Here is a 15,402-nt window from a genome sequence, read left to right as displayed (position 1 = left end):
GATGTTACTGCATACGATTCATGTGGAGTGCTGTGTGTTGCTCATACGTGTATAGCACCTTTCTCGTTTATTTACAACATGCAGTAGTGGAGGAGAGAAAGTGACTTAAGAGAACATATCTTGAAGATGTTTGCATATAAAGAAATACATTTCGAAAAAGAGTTTCACTATATAAAAAGGGGAAATACCCTGGTCCTATGAATCTGCCTGAGCCGTATTCTATGCATGAAGTTAATCATGAATTTTGGAATTTAATAAGGGAGACAAACATTGAAAATCCAGAGCTCATTACTGAACGAATACTGGCGTCTTGGCAAAGTATAGATCACTTTTTCAAAGAAGTTTATCTTTTTGCATAATGTGTGCTGATAAAATTGTTGCTGTTATTGTTGGAACTGCCAGATTTAATGATGGCTGCAAGCATGAAATATGCATTTCCAAATGGCGCATATGTGGAATCGGTGGCCTTGCTTGAGCGTGTCTAAGTTCGTTGCAAATACCCCTTAGAATAGACATTGGAAAAACCCGTGGGTAATCCGATGCATGCTAAGGGGTGTATTTTTTAGGCCAAGAAGCAGATTCGGCTTACGCTCGAAACCATCGAAGGCTTCTTTATATTTCTTTTGCATATTCAGTATTTTCAAATGCCATCGTAAGACGTGGCAAAGGTATGCTTACCTTTTTTGCTTCTCTCACAACTTCAAGTACCGCAAAACCTGCTTTACTATTGTTGTATTCCACAAAAAGTCGCGGTAAGCTGCCTTTTGCAAAAATAACCTTGTTAAAAAGTGTGCCGAGAAGTGCCGGTGGAATTTTAGTCAACAAAAGAGAAATGGTATCAAGCTTTGCACCTCTTGCTTTAAGTACAGGGATCATTTCCCTCATATTCAACCCAACATTGGAAAATGAGTCACTATGGTTCATGAGCGCTGGAAAACTTCCCCGTTTTAACACCTCGGTTTCCATAGCTGCATTCATGGCAAAGTGATTCCATAGCCAGTTTTGCATATCCTTTACCCAACTAATTTTAAAATGGGCACTTTCAAAACATTCTTTGACCAATTGGTTAATATGCTCAGTGCCTACCCGTGGTTTTTCAAGAAATACCATTTTCAAAAAGCCACCTCTAAGCCTATTGTCCGCGATGCCGCCTCCTGCTCCGGGGAAGCCAAAGACAACATTGTTCATAGACAATGGTGCGATCGATGATTTCAAATCTTGCCAAATGTTATTGAATATGAGGATAGGGGAATTTCTTGTAGCAGTTGATAGGAATTGTGCTGCTTCCGGAAGTTGTTCCGTGTTGACGCTCACAATAATGAGATCATAATTTGGAAGCATCTCCTCATGTAGTTTGACGTTCCAGCTTTCTTTTATGAGCTTTTTCCCTCTTCGTGCGTCCCACATTTCAAGCTCTATACTGCTTCCGAAGGTTTCTTTTCTTCCTTTTCTAACGTAAAACTCAACTGTATGCCCTGCCTGTTCAAAAGCCCACGCATATTGGGTCGATATTACACCTCTACCGAAGAATAAAATTCTCATGTTAGCCTCCCAAAAATAGTTGATAATCCTTGTTGATGATCCGACAACGTGTTGTATAATAATATTGTATGCATTCACTATACGGTCATCAACCATCAGATTTTTAATATCTGTCGGATAATCGATTGAACAGAAAAGAGGCAAATAATGAACAAGCAACCTGAAATTACGGACAAAACAAGGCAAACATTTATAAATGTATTCTGTGATTTATATAGCCAAAAACCAATTGAAAAAATATCTATTCAAGAGATTGCTAACAAGTCAGGATATAATCGCAGTACATTTTATCAATACTTTACAGATATCTATGCGTTGTTGGACTATGTTGAAGAGAATGTTTTGAAATCCATTAACCAGGAAATGGCAAGAAGGGAGCTTTCTACGCATACTTTCCAAGATGCACTTCAATGCTTGGAAAATACAGAAGAAATTTCAGTCCTTAAAGCCCTCTTGGGTGACTATGGTTCTGTTCATTTTGTTGAACGCCTGAAAAGAGAAATTCCCTTTGAGAGATTGATTGTGGACCTTCCAACAAATGATATCTTAGCGCCATACTTAATTGAGTTTTACATATCAACATTAATATCTTTGTTTCGCCTTTGGATACGCAACGGCAAAGATTTATCGTCGGAAGAATTGGTCAAGCTGATAAATAGCCTATTCGCAAATGGGATAACGCCGTATCATATCTTTGGCACGGTTAATGAAGAGTAAAAGCGGATCAAATGGTATTCTATACACATGTGGCAATCGAAGGTGAGGGTTAGTTATGCCAAAAAATGATAATATGCTAACCATTCTATGGATGTTGAATTCGGGAGAGAAATGGACTGCCAAGGAAATATCGGAAAAGCTAGAGATACATATCAGAACCGTTTATCGGTATATGGATGCACTATGTGCCAGTGGTGTTCCGATCATATCCGACACCGGGCACAATGGCGGGTAAAGCTTGCTGCACCATTTTATTAAATCTCCGCTGCTGTTTAGTACGGATGAAAAAAAGACACTGCTTCATGCTGCCCAATTTGCCAAAGAAGCCGGATATCCTTCGAGTGAGGCATTAGAGAATGCCACATCCAAGTTGAAGATGTATTCGAATCAGGAGCAGGAAAGGTTATTAAGCCATCATGTAGCCGGATTTGAAGTAATCAACCGCAGGGGGATATCCCGCTGTTCAGCCGGTATTGCAGGAATTAGATCACGATGTAGCAAATGAAGAGTCTGTAAACATTTCGTATCGCAACCGTCATGAAGAGCAATCCCCCAATAGGGTAATAGACTCCTATGGCGTGGTGAATTGGAACAATAAGTGGTACACCATTGCATTTTGCCGCCTGCGCAATGAGATCCGCAGCTTTCGGGTAGAACGGATTCTGAACATCACACGCACGCCATTCTCATTTAGGCGTCCCTATGATTTTTCAGCGCGTACTTTTTTTAGAGTTAATGGAATATTATCAAGCTTAATAACTTCACTGAAAGCAGTTGTCAGTGAAGTTGTTTTATTATAAGGATACCCACTCATTGCAGATGAATGGCTGCTGTTACCTACTAAACTTGATGAGGAGCACGTAGAAAATGAATCTTACCGTATATCTTTATGTGTTTGATACCATGTCCGATTGGGAAATCGGTTATGTAGCCGCGGAACTGAACTCGGGAAGATACTTCAGACAGGGGCTGGCTCCAGCAAAAATAGTCACCGTTGGGATCGAAAAGAATCCAGTCACTACAATGGGCGGATTGAAAATAATGCCTGACCTTACAGTGGAGGAGTGCAGCATGAAAAGCGCAGATGCACTGATTTTACCTGGTGGAAATACATGGACAGAAGCTATTCACGTGCCCATATTAAAAATTGCCGAGATGAATTTAAAGGAAGGGATAGTAGTTGGAGCAATTTGCGGTGCTACCTTAGGACTTGCTCAAGCAGGATTATTAGATTCACGTTGGCACACAAGCAATGATTTGGCCTACCTTAAAATGATTTGCCCTTCTTACACGGGCGAAGAATATTACAAAGTGGAATCTGCTGTAACCGATGGGAAATTGATCACCGCATCCGGAGTAGCTCCATTAGAATTTTCTGTTCATGTTTTAAAAGCGCTAGATGTATTTTCTCCAAAAACATTAGACGCTTGGTATCGTCTTAATAAAACTCATGAACCTAAATATTTCTACGAGTTAATGAATTCAATCCAATGACAGTATAGGGATAGATGTACAGTCACAGCCCTCACCGCAGACAGAGAATCCTGCCAATTTCTATGGTGGATAGAAATGCTTGATGATTGTCCGCCAAGGAAGAAGTTGGTTTTATGCCATTAGCGGCCAATGGCTATTGAAATTCTATGGTATAATGATTGTAAAAATCTAGATCCGTAGATAAGGCGTTGGAGATAATGGCGGTCATTCGAGAAGAGGAAAAAGACGATGCTTCGTCATTGGATATTTCAGCGCTGTCGGAGGACCCTGATTTGATCCGGCAGGTGCAGCACAGCCGCGAGGATCGTGAGCAAGGGCGTGTGTATGGAAGAGAAGGCGGACTTGAATATTTGCAGGCAAAGGTAAAAGAATTCGAGCATAGACAGAATGCTTGGACTCTATCAGAACATGGTATTTGAGGTTAATGAGGATATAGCGAAGGTATGAATATACGGGATTAAGCACAAGCGTGAGAATGTTTACTGGAATTGAAGCGGAAGATAATGATCGGATATTTAATATACTCCACCTCTGAGGCGGTTTTTTTTACTTAAGCCGCGGCGTCTTTAGTTTTGATAGATTTATATACTCATCCGTGATAGCCCTTCAAGGCATGTGGAGTGCGTGGTGGGGATATGTCCAGTCGATACCTAGAAGTATCAGTATTCGGCGAAGTATTCCTCATTTGTGAAGGGTGACAGTGACTATAAAAATAAGATGTTGCGAGATACGACTAAAGTTTCGGTTGTGTTACATTCGAAATGGGTAGATATGGCTAGCGATTATTAACCAACAACGGGGCTGTCTAATTGAGTATTTTGTAGCAAGATCAATAGCCCAAGAACACTGATTTTACGGCATTCTTGGGCTTTTTTTGTAAGGTTTTGTGCTAAAAAACGGCTTTTCGGACAGCCCCTTTAAATTGGTAATGTACACAACAATCCGGTATTCTGTTTTTTACGAAGCGAATTTGAGAACATGGGATCAGCAACAAATCGGCATGAGAGGTCACACGTTCCGTATTGATCTGGAACGTGGCTATTCTCACGCTTCATATCGTTTTGATGATGGAAGACTCGATTAAAATAAGCACTGATCAGTATGTTGAGCCTTCACTCAGACCATTATCACCAATTAAGAGCTAATTCTTCATACCAGCTGACCAATTCATCAGTAGCCGTGAGTGGATGCCTATTGTTGGTAGTTCGACCCTGTTCGGAAATCAAGTATAAATTCTTCTTTGCTCGAGAGCTTACAACGTATAGTAATAAGGCCATAATACAACGGGATCCTTCAGGTTGGTGGAGTAGTTTTATCGAACAGATAGGCCCGGTAGCGAAATACAGCCCGTTCTGCTTTGCCGTTTCGATCAAATTATAGATAATTAAACTAGAAATGGATCAAACAACCTTTTTTTGCCTCCATTACAAACGGCTCGTTTGAAAGACATTTCCTAGAATAATGGCTAAGAAAAGAAGTGCTCTGCAAATTGAATCAGACAATTCGGAATGGCCTCCTCGAAGTTAAAAACATAGTGGAAATTCTAAGCGTTAGTCGAGTAACATTACAGAATATAAACAAGGAGGGGGGAATGAGCCCCTCCTATTGAGATTATAAAATGCGTTTCATATTTTCCACGGGACTAAACTTCTTGTGCTGTTGCTTAATATCGCTGCTGAACAACTCAATATAATAGTCAACCATTTTTAATGAAGCATGACCAAGAATTCGTCTAAGAGTAAAAGGATCTCCACCGTTCAAGTTATAAAATTTCGCCATCGTATGTCGGAACGTATGCGGTGAGACTCTGACGCCGGTAATGTCTGCCGCACAACTATAAGCTTGCATTTTGTCCTGCAAGGCTCTTGTACTGATTTGTTCGTTATCCATGTTGACGAACAAGGCATCGCTCTCTAGGCCGCCTCGTAAGTCCAAGTATTTGCGAATGATTTTCCCGCAGGTTTGTTGGAACGGAACTCTACGTGCCCGCCCACCTTTACCCTTCGTGATTCGAATCTCCAACTCTTTAAAAAAATGTCACCTGTCTTTAAATTACATAGCTCACTGATTCGCATCCCCGTTTCAAGTAACACCATCATCATGGTAAAGTCCCGGTAGCCAGTGAACGTTTTTTTATCCGGTTGCTCAAAGATGGAGACCACTTGTTTTTTCGTAAACGTTTGAATCATTAGCTTCTTGGCCTTGACCACATGGAGATCGTTGGCGATATTCTCTGTTAGCCAGCCTTCTTCAAACAAGTACTTGAAAAACTGCTTTATTGCCTTGATTCGTCCATTTACCGTGTTGTCCGATCTGCCTTGGTCAAACAGATAGGCAATAAAATGATTTTTGATTTCACGTATCGATACCGTATAGATATTAAAGGGAACTTGTTGCGCCCAAAAGGCTTCCTTCATCTGCTTGGCGCTGTCCTGATAGAAACGAAGTGTGAGCGGTAAAAGGTTTTTGGCCTTGCAATCGAGAATAAAGGAATGAAGCAAATCTTCAAAACTGAGTTGTTGTTGGGCTTGGCTTGGATTTTCTGCGTGCTCCAACTTTTTGTCGACGACGAACATTCATAAACCATCAACCTCACTTTCTGACAGCAGGTGAAGGGCTTCGGCTAAGTGTTCAATAGGACTGAACTTCTCATGCTGAGCTTGCAAGTCACTGGCAAATAATTCGACATACATTTCTGTTGTCTCGATTTGCGTGTGCCCCATTATGCTCTTGAGCGTGAAGACATCGCCTCCATTTAATAAATAGTTCTTGGCAAATGTATGTCGAAACGTATGGCAGGAGCATTGAATGCCCTTAATTTTAGCTGATTCGCAATAGCGGGCAATCATCGTGCTGAAGGATATTCGCGTTCCTCAAAAATCGCCGGAATCCTTTGAAACATATGGGTTTTTGGGTGTTTTGAAGGTCAGAGGTTTTCGCAGAGTGGCTCTTATAACACCATATTCCTACTGCGGGCTTACCGGCCCTTGGTTCGTTCGAGGCATTCCGAGGAAGTATCACTCTTATTACGTATACCATTCTTAAGTTTAATAGGAATAAAGATGTTTATTCTCATACAATTTAAAGAACTATGGAATAGGAAATTGAGCTATAAGAATAATGAAATCGATCAGAAGGCATATAAAGATTATATAAGAAAGACAAAAATTAATTGTATAATAATCATTTCTTATGTGATCATTGTAATCTTTGTAGCATTTTATATTTTGATGAATTGGGAAGAGATCAATATCTGACAGAGAATTTAGCTTAATCTAAAATGCGGTTTTTCAGCTAACAATGCATTCACGTTACGGGCCATTCGGACCTCGGTCTGCCTGACGCTACTCGAAGATGCAGATATGGCAGACACATCAATCCCTTCTAAGATAAGAGCTATCTAAGGGGGATTGACGTCGTGAATGCGGGAACATTGTACGAAAGATCGAAGAGATCTTAAAATAAATAAAGAGGGAGACCATTCTGTGTCTAAATACACAAGTGCTTTTTTAGAGCTAATAAGGACCAATAAGGAAATCATGAAAGACCTATCCATACTTAGAGAGCTAGAGTTGCCCAATTGGTACGTTGCTGCCGGTTATGTACGTAATTATATTTGGGATACTTTACATAGTTACCCGAACAGAACCCCATTAAATGATATTGACGTCATTTACTACAATCCTGATGAGCTTGATGAAGAAATCGAAAAGAAGTATGAGCAGAAACTAGAAAGAGAGACTGGAATTTCGATCTGGTCAGTAAAGAATCAAGCTAGAATGCACATTAGGAATGGAGATAAGCCCTATAAATCAATAGAGGATGCAATAAGTCAATGGCCGGAAACAGTGACTGCCGTAGGAATTAGATTGGAAAGAGATGATAACATTTCAATTATAAGCCCTTACGGACTAGAAGACCTATTTGAATATAGGGTAAGAAAAAGTCCATTATTTAAGGATGAAACTTACTATAGATCTAGAATTAACAAGAAAAATTGGAAAGAGACTTGGCCAAGATTAGTAATTTCTTGAGGATCATACAGAGATCCTTCGCATAACACCGTGTTCCCTCTGTGCCGACCTTAGTCTACAAGAGGGGGTTCGAGAAAGTAAATTCTGCAGACAGAGGCGTCGGGAACACAAGAACGTTATGCGAAACCTTTGCACGACTATAGATCCTTATGTGGAAGTGATTTTATGGAGGAGCGACTAATTACTTGTAGAGTCGTTGGAGTATATGGCCACGCTCTTACAAGGGGAAACAAGTACATCATTATTAATGAAGATGAAGACAAATACAGAATCACTGGAAATCATGGAAAGGCAATTTGGATTTGTAAAGGATATTTTATTGAAGGGAATATAGAAGTACCTATACTGGTAACATGGAAAATCGATGATGATATAAATATATTTGATTTAGCGGAGATAACTCTTACTTTTTCGAATGGAAGTAAACGTTGGTGCCTTGTGACTACACCTGAGAGATTAGTAAAACACTTCAACAAAGAAATGGAACCACCTGGAATGAATATAAGACATTTAATCATAACAAAAACAATGAATCACGGAGATATTGAAAAAACATTATTATATTTAGATTCAAATGATGAATTAATAGAAGCAAGTAAACCTTTGGAGTAGTTGATTCGAAGATGGCAGAGGCACCGTATAACATAATATTCACGGTCGGGGCCAAGTCCCTCGATCTGCCCGGAAAATAGTCGGGGAGTGGATCAGGCAGACAACCCTGCAAGGCTAAGTAGCTAAGCCAGCCGGCGCTGAAGCGCCTTAAGCCTTCGAGTTCGTGAATGCGGGAACCTTATCCGGAATTCCCATAATCCGAAAGGTAACTCTTATTCGTACAGAATCTTCGACAGAACTAATCCGTCTTTTAAGCCTTGCTCATACATATATGCTTCAGAAAGACTCTGTAAGTGATTGATAGTACTCTCAAGTTCATACAAAAGTTCAATGTACTCTTCCGGAAGTTGGTGTTTAATGTCATCGAACATTTGATATAAGGTAGTAGATAAATCTGTGTAGCTTACATGTCTACTTGCGATCAGAGGACTATGGTGGATGGTCCGCTGAAAGATAAATTTGGTGAATGCTTCATGGAAATCGCTCATTTGTCACCACTCCGGAATAAAATTATATTTGTAACGGAAAATAAAAATTTAATAAGTTAAATATAACTTAACTAAATTGAATATTGTTGTCAAGGGGATCTTGAAGATAATTTTGATAAACTGAAATAACATCTTTATAATTAAAGAAAAATTTAGATATTGAAAGGAAATTTGAAATGATTAGCTACAAGCCACTATTGAAATTGTTGATTGACCGAGAGATCAAGAAACAAGAATTAATGAAATTAGCTGGCATTTCATCCGCGACAATGGCGAAGTTAAACACGAATGAATATGTATCTCTGGAAGTGATTGACAAGATTTGCAAAGCCCTTGATTGTCAACCTGGAGATATACTGGAGTACATACCTGAGTAAAATCGGGTATTTTTTAATAAGTGGAATGTAAATTTAAAGAAATTAAAGTGAATATTAGAAAGTTGGGCTATGGAAAGGAGAACTTCGGATAACACAGCATTCCCACTTCGGGCCTAACGGTCTGCCGAAGCATTTCGAGGAAGCTGATTCAGGCAGACAACCCTACAAGCTAAGTGGCGGAGCCACCCGGCGCGTACGCGCCTTAAGCCACTAAAGGTTCGTGAATTCAAGAGCGTTATATGCAACCGGTGCAAGAGCTATCTATAAGATTGAGCAATGGAGGAGAGGTATGTCACAGATTGAAGAAATTTTGATTCATCCTGTTTTTGCTTGATATTTCATGAGTTCAGAGCACCCAGAAGGACAATTGCCGTATTTACGGGATGCTCTGGGAAGAGATTGTGTAGCAATGAAGTTTGTAGATGGCTGGACGCGAGCGTACGCAGGGGATGGAAAGCGAAATGAAGATTGGTTTGGTTGGAATACTGATGTATTAGCGCCATTTGAAGGAAAAGTAGAAGATGTATACATCAATCCCAAAACCAATGAACCCGGGATGATCGACCATAGCCGATCTAGCAGTATTGTATTTAGTCGAGAAGACGGTGTGAAGGTGGTATACGCACATGTAAGAGAGGTCGGTGTATATATTGGGGATGCAGTCAAAGCTGGAGATGTTGTTTGTAGAGTGGGGAATAACGGATACTCTCGTCATCCGCATATTCATGTAGGAGCATGGAGAGGGAAGGAGCCGTTACAGATTCGATTTGACTTGAGGGCAATGGGAGAGCAATTAAAGCAATTAGGAGACGAGGAGTACTTGCTCTAAGGTGAAAAAAGAAAAAACAAGAAAATAAAAGGTTTTATGAGTGTTTCATGAAGGCACCGACAGCATATACACCGCCTTCCCGCAGCAGGGCAGGCGCTCCCTTGGTCCGCTCGAGGAATTTCGAGGAAGTGGGAGACGGACACACCCTCACTCTTTAACCGCGTCGCGGCCGGTGCCTTTGGGGCCTAGGGGAGTGGGACGTTGGAAATGTCAAAACATTATTTGAAATCGTCGTAAATATAAAAATCAAGTTGGATGTGATACTGAAATGGTCGAAATAGAGCCAATCACGGACAGTGGTTTTGTTGCGTTAACTAATTTATGTATGTTGGCGACGTATGATTTATCGGAGCTCAATGGAGCTAGGATCAGTGAGAACGGAACCTATTTTAAGAATAATACATGTCAACAATGGTTGGATGATCCGAATTATGAACTTTACTTTATTCGAGTGGATGGAGAATTGGCGGGATTTGTTGTAGTTCGTTACATAGAAGAAGACTCTACCTATTATTTGAACCATTTTTTTGTAGTCAGGAAACATAGAAGGAAACAAATCGGCAAGGAAGCGGCAAAGATGGCATTTAATAAGCATGAAGGGAAGTGGAGAGTCAGTCAATTTGAATGGAATATACCGGCACAAGTATTTTGGAGGAAGGTAGTGCAGGAATATACGAATAATCACTATCAAGAAACAAGAAGAAAAGATGATAAAGGACCGATGCAAGAGTTTACGAGAGCAATTCGATTTTGAAGTTAACCAGAATAAGACACGACTTCAGCTAACACGATAATCACGATGTGGGGTTTTCGCTACTTGGTTGTCAGATGTATAATATTGGAAGGTGACTCGTTGGACGGGATATTTGGATGGCGAGTTTCTTTACAAAAATTAACGGGAGGGTTCTGCTGTATGCCTTACATTAATCTTCAAATTACCAAGGGTGCAACTCGTGTTCAAAAAGAACAAATTGTAAAGGAATTTACAGAAACTTTAGTAAGGGTGCTTGGAAAGAAACCGGAGCACACTCATATCGTCATTCAGGAAATTGTGGAAGAAAATTGGGGTTTTTCGGGGGTATTAACGGACGAGTATAAAAAAAATACAAGCCAAACGGCTTCCGAAACCGGCCAGCAGTAGGTTCGTACAGCCAGAAGGTTTCTAATTCTTTGAGAATTCAGAGGTGAGGGTTATAAAAATATATGGAACTCTCAGCGGGGAGTGTCATATCAAGGGAAAGTATTATAAAAACAAAAAGGGTTTTCAAATAAATGGAAGGCCTAGTTTCTCGCATGACGATTTGCAAAAGTTTCCTCTGATTACTGACTTTGAGTTGGCTTTGAAGTATGGGAAATCAAAATGGTCGGGGAATCATTTGAATTATTATAGTAAACAATTTGGAGTATTGTCTTCATTTCCATGGTGGGATCATGTAGATAGACAAGTGGTAAATTTCGAGTCGAGAGACATTCCACTAGGTACGATCGATTCTCCGTTTCATGGTTGCGGACAGGAGTGGCAAATCATAATTTTCAGTAAGAGAGATTTTGTTTATATTCTACAATGTGATGGATCAGATCATACCAATTTTAATGTATGGTACAGAGTGGGGCTGGAAGATTATCATGAGAATTGGAGTAAACTGATTCAGTTTGTCAAGGAGAATTTTGCAGAAAATTAAGCTCTAAATATATGTTTGGCAGTTTAAGGAAGTCCGAGGCATCGTATAACACCTGATTATACGACTCGCTTTTGACCCTTTAGAAATGCCGAAATCCCTTTTCCAGAAATGCTTTTCGCCATTTCCCTACTTCAACCCTAATCTCGAATGCAGGTAAGTATAATGTCACTCTAGTCATTAATCTAACCCATTATGAACTTAAATGTTTGTAGCGGTACTTAGGAGCAAAAAGGGGTGCCTTAAGGTCATTATTCAATGACTATTGAGACACTCCTTTTTGCTATACAACGACAACACTGCATTCGTTCCAGATAAAAGATAAGGAATGATTGGATCGGGGCGAGCGCACCAGGGCAGCGGCAAGTTGTCTAAACGCACTGCCGACAACGGTAAATCCGTAATTCTCTTTATCGAATTTTAATTATTTCAATATCAATCTTTTATTTTTATAAAGGCAGCTTTTAATTTTCAGTGGTTAAGATGAAAGACAAGGTAATCATCGAAGATATTCGGGGGAAAAGCTTATGGGAAACAAGATACTGCTGGAAGTGCGGGAATTGACGAAAACCTTCGGTTCCAGGACTGTCGTGGATCGTCTGAATCTTCGAATTGAGAAAGGGGATATAACGGGTTCCTCGGCACGAACGGTTCTGGAAAAACGACGACAATCCGCATGATAACGGGCCTCGTCCATCCCGATGCCGGCGAGGTTACGATTGGCGGGTTTCATCTGAAATCGCAGTTTAAGGCTGCTATCTCTCTTGTAGGCGCCATTGTTGAGAATCCGGCTTTTTACACCTATCTTTCCGCTTATGACAATCTCAAGTTGACTGCGAACCTTTTGCCGGGGGTAATCCGGAAGCGGGTGGATGAAGTGCTTGAAATCGCTGGACTATCCGATCGGGCTAAAGACAAGGTCGGTACTTACTCGCTTGGCATGAAGCAGCGGCTTGGCATTGCGGGCGCGCTTCTGAACCGTCCGAAGCTGATCATTCTGGACGAACCTACGAACGGACTGGATCCACAAGGAATGAAAGAAATCAAGGAATTGATTGCGCAGCTCGCGGCGGAGCAAGACATTTCTTTTCTGATTTCAAGCCATCAGCTTCATGAAGTCGAACAAATATGTACCAAGGCAGGCGTTATCAGGAAAGGACAGTTGATTGCGGAAGGCAAGGTCAGGCAGCTGCTCGCTTCGGGAGAGGAAACCGTGGAGATTGTCGCTTCGGAACCGGACAAGGCGGAGCAGCTTCTACGAACAGCATCCGAGGTAATTTCCGTTTCGCGCTCCCAAAACCAACTCATCGTTCGAACGAACGGCGATTGCTCGTTCAAGCTGAATCAACTGCTCATGGCGAGCGGCGTCCACGTTCGATCCATTAGCCGCCGGACCCGGACGCTTGAGCAATTCTTTTTCGACATAACGGAAGGAGATGGCGGGCCGTGATCAGGCTGATCCAAAACGAGCTTTACAAAATGTTCAGATTAAAGAAGCTTTATATTTTCATGGCTATCCTGGCCGTGCATGCCTGGCTAACCGTCCATTTCTATAACGCAGGCGGGGATTGGAAGTCGGTGATTATGATGCCTAACGGCCAGTCTCTCCCACTGACGCTCCTAAACAGTATGGCTCAATTTATGACCGTATTTATCCCCATCTATGTTGCCGACCTGATAACAGGCGAAGTGAAAACCGGCACGTTAAAATTGTCGTTACTGCGTCCAGTGCGGCGAATCGAATGGCTCAACGCCAAGCTCGTTTCATTATTCGTATTCATGACAGTACTGCTTGTTTTCTCCATCACAGCGGAATACGCGATCGGAACGCTCGCATTCGGTTGGGGCGAACAAACACTCTATGCCGGAACGCTCCATACGCAGACAGAGGGCGTTTGGCTGACGCTTTACCTGACCTTCTCCATGCTCCTGCCGTACATGGCTTGTGGAATGATTGTGATGTTCATTGCCGTATCACTCCTATACAGAGAGTACCGGCCGCAATTGATGATTTTGGATATCATGCTACCCAAGCTTGATGGGATGGAAGTATGTCGAACGATTCGATCGGAATCGTCGATACCGATCATCATGCTTAGCGCCAAGAAAAGCGATGTGGATAAAATTGTCGGACTGGGGATCGGCGCAGACGATTATGTCGTTAAGCCTTTTAGTCCGGCCGAGATTATCGCAAGGGTCAAAGCGCAGCTCAGAAGGGCAAATCAGCTTTCGTCTCCTGCGGAGACGTCGGAAATCGTCCGATATCAAGATCTGGAGCTCAATATCAAGGCTTATGAAGTGACGGTCCGGAGTCAACCTGTCCCATTCTCGGCTAAGGAATTCGAAGTGCTTCGTTTTTTCGCCTTTCATCCGAATCAGGTATTGACTCGCGAACAAATTTTTCAACATGTATGGGGGCTCGGCGAACGTGGGGATTTGAATACCGTAACCGTTCATATTAAGAAAATCCGGGAAAAAATCGAAATCGACCCCGCCAATCCGACGATGATCAAAACGGTGTGGGGAGTCGGCTACAAGCTCGACGGTGGTCCGCGATGAAGTTCGGAATTCGCTTCAAGCTGATCGCATCGCTGACCGGGATTTTCATCGTTCCTGCTATTTTGATGAGCATATCCGGAGTTAGAGAAAAGCATACAGATCCAATCGAAGGGGCTCCCGGTATAAACTTCATGTTCGTGATCGGTTTTCTGGCGGTGGCGTTTGTTTTATGCGCTTATATATTAGCGCGGGTAATCACAAGACGTATCCTCCTGCCGCTTAAGGAATTGAATGCCGCCGCGGAACAGATTATGAACGGCAACTTGGATGTTGAAATTCGAAATCGATACCATGACGAGATGGGCCGTTTCAGTTCCGCTTTCGATGTCATGCGAGCCAGGTTAAAGGAATCTCTGGATCGGCAAGCTGCTTACGAGCGGTCACGCAATGAGCTGATCGCGAATATTTCCCACGATTTACGGACGCCGATTACATCCATTCGTGGATACGTCGAAGGTTTGCAGGATGGCATAGCCCGGGACGAACAGAAGGTCACCCGATATCTTGCGGTTATCAAAAACAAAACCGATCAGCTAGACCGCTTAATTGAAGATCTTTTTCAATTCTCACAAATAGAATCAGGACAACTGGTGATGGAGATTCGGGATATAGACAGTCGCGAGTTCCTCGAAGCGATGATAGCCCCATTCGAAATGGAGTTTCATGATTCTACGGTTGTATTGACTGTTGAACGACCCTTCCCCTCCAGATCCATTCAAGTCGATAGCGATCGCATGGCGCAGGTGTTTGAAAATATTATCGAAAATGCGAAAAAATATGCCGGCAATCCCGCTGAAATGACAATTTCGGCTCGAGACGAAGGGGACTGGATTCGGATTGTGATCAAAGACAATGGGATTGGAATCTCCGAAGAGGATCTTCCTTACTTGTTCGAACGCTTTTACCGAGGAGAAAAGTCGCGTTCCCGAGCGTTCGGAGGAGCCGGATTGGGCCTTGCCATATGCAAACAAATCGTAGTAGAGCATGGCGGCCATATTGGGGTGGAGAGCAAACCGGGGATGGGTACCGAGTTTTATTTGATATTGCCGGTTGGCAAAGAGGATTGAATCC

At 41.9% G+C, this 15,402-nt stretch carries 14 protein-coding genes and 2 pseudogenes; 13 read left to right on the top strand and 3 right to left on the bottom strand.

The window, feature by feature from the left end; translation table 11 throughout:
- Nucleotides 1-612 precede the first annotated feature (612 nt).
- Entirely contained in the window at nucleotides 613-1,542 is a 930-nt protein-coding gene (locus FE784_RS27555; RefSeq protein WP_139605469.1) for a ketopantoate reductase family protein, read from the bottom strand.
- 147 nt (nucleotides 1,543-1,689) lie between these two features.
- Between FE784_RS27555 and FE784_RS27550 the strand changes: the two genes are divergently transcribed.
- The 4 genes and pseudogenes from FE784_RS27550 (at nucleotide 1,690) to FE784_RS27535 (ending at nucleotide 4,172) form a co-directional block, all read left to right on the top strand.
- A complete protein-coding gene (locus FE784_RS27550) occupies nucleotides 1,690-2,259 on the top strand; it encodes a TetR/AcrR family transcriptional regulator (protein WP_139605468.1) in 570 nt (189 codons plus the stop codon).
- Between the two features lie 55 nt (nucleotides 2,260-2,314).
- Nucleotides 2,315-2,988: pseudogene (locus FE784_RS42690) on the top strand (helix-turn-helix transcriptional regulator); the annotation flags it as partial.
- Nucleotides 2,989-3,126: 138 nt separating this feature from the next.
- A complete protein-coding gene (locus tag FE784_RS27540; protein ID WP_139605467.1) occupies nucleotides 3,127-3,753 on the top strand; it encodes a type 1 glutamine amidotransferase family protein in 627 nt (208 codons plus the stop codon).
- A 197-nt stretch (nucleotides 3,754-3,950) separates the two neighbouring features.
- Nucleotides 3,951-4,172 (top strand): hypothetical protein, encoded by a 222-nt coding sequence (locus FE784_RS27535; protein WP_139605466.1) that lies wholly within the window; start codon nucleotides 3,951-3,953, stop codon nucleotides 4,170-4,172.
- 1,192 nt (nucleotides 4,173-5,364) lie between these two features.
- On the opposite strand, the pseudogene FE784_RS42685 reads toward FE784_RS27535, so the two are convergent.
- Nucleotides 5,365-5,942: pseudogene (locus tag FE784_RS42685) on the bottom strand (tyrosine-type recombinase/integrase).
- Between the two features lie 387 nt (nucleotides 5,943-6,329).
- The gene (locus tag FE784_RS27525) at nucleotides 6,330-6,617 is read right to left on the bottom strand and encodes a tyrosine-type recombinase/integrase (RefSeq protein ID WP_281287171.1); all 288 of its coding nucleotides are present in this window, start codon (nucleotides 6,615-6,617) and stop codon (nucleotides 6,330-6,332) included.
- A 675-nt stretch (nucleotides 6,618-7,292) separates the two neighbouring features.
- On the opposite strand from FE784_RS27525, the gene FE784_RS27520 reads away from it, so the two are divergent.
- The 9 genes from FE784_RS27520 to FE784_RS27480 all read left to right on the top strand — a co-directional run bounded on the left by FE784_RS27520 (nucleotide 7,293) and on the right by FE784_RS27480 (nucleotide 15,398).
- Nucleotides 7,293-7,787: a nucleotidyltransferase family protein gene (locus FE784_RS27520; protein WP_246132218.1), complete on the top strand. Its 495-nt coding sequence runs from the start codon at nucleotides 7,293-7,295 to the stop codon at nucleotides 7,785-7,787.
- Nucleotides 7,788-7,952: 165 nt separating this feature from the next.
- The gene (locus tag FE784_RS27515; RefSeq protein ID WP_139605463.1) at nucleotides 7,953-8,399 is read left to right on the top strand and encodes a hypothetical protein; all 447 of its coding nucleotides are present in this window, start codon (nucleotides 7,953-7,955) and stop codon (nucleotides 8,397-8,399) included.
- A 664-nt stretch (nucleotides 8,400-9,063) separates the two neighbouring features.
- On the top strand, nucleotides 9,064-9,264 hold the full coding sequence (locus FE784_RS27510; protein WP_139605462.1) for a helix-turn-helix domain-containing protein: 201 nt from the start codon (nucleotides 9,064-9,066) through the stop codon (nucleotides 9,262-9,264).
- 409 nt (nucleotides 9,265-9,673) lie between these two features.
- The gene (locus FE784_RS27505) at nucleotides 9,674-10,093 is read left to right on the top strand and encodes a M23 family metallopeptidase (RefSeq protein WP_176706558.1); all 420 of its coding nucleotides are present in this window, start codon (nucleotides 9,674-9,676) and stop codon (nucleotides 10,091-10,093) included.
- 268 nt (nucleotides 10,094-10,361) lie between these two features.
- Nucleotides 10,362-10,847, top strand: a complete 486-nt coding sequence (locus FE784_RS27500) for a GNAT family N-acetyltransferase (protein ID WP_139605460.1) — start codon at nucleotides 10,362-10,364, stop codon at nucleotides 10,845-10,847.
- Between the two features lie 159 nt (nucleotides 10,848-11,006).
- Nucleotides 11,007-11,234 carry a tautomerase family protein gene (locus FE784_RS27495; RefSeq protein WP_139605459.1) on the top strand — a complete coding sequence of 76 codons (228 nt, stop codon included), beginning with the start codon at nucleotides 11,007-11,009 and terminating at the stop codon, nucleotides 11,232-11,234.
- Nucleotides 11,235-12,448: 1,214 nt separating this feature from the next.
- Nucleotides 12,449-13,222 carry an ABC transporter ATP-binding protein gene (locus tag FE784_RS27490; RefSeq protein WP_139605458.1) on the top strand — a complete coding sequence of 258 codons (774 nt, stop codon included), beginning with the start codon at nucleotides 12,449-12,451 and terminating at the stop codon, nucleotides 13,220-13,222.
- Nucleotides 13,219-14,331 (top strand): winged helix-turn-helix domain-containing protein, encoded by a 1,113-nt coding sequence (locus FE784_RS27485; protein ID WP_176706557.1) that lies wholly within the window; start codon nucleotides 13,219-13,221, stop codon nucleotides 14,329-14,331. Before FE784_RS27490 ends, FE784_RS27485 begins: the two co-directional genes overlap by 4 nt.
- Nucleotides 14,328-15,398, top strand: a complete 1,071-nt coding sequence (locus tag FE784_RS27480) for a sensor histidine kinase (protein WP_139605457.1) — start codon at nucleotides 14,328-14,330, stop codon at nucleotides 15,396-15,398. The genes FE784_RS27485 and FE784_RS27480 overlap by 4 nt, the downstream gene beginning before the upstream one ends.
- Nucleotides 15,399-15,402: the final 4 nt, after the last annotated feature.

The sequence above is a fragment of the Paenibacillus hemerocallicola genome (genome assembly GCF_006265175.1).
In the GTDB taxonomy this organism is placed as follows: Bacteria; Bacillota; Bacilli; order Paenibacillales; family NBRC-103111; genus Paenibacillus_AB; species Paenibacillus_AB hemerocallicola.
This window is presented reverse-complemented; position numbering and strand designations above follow the sequence as displayed.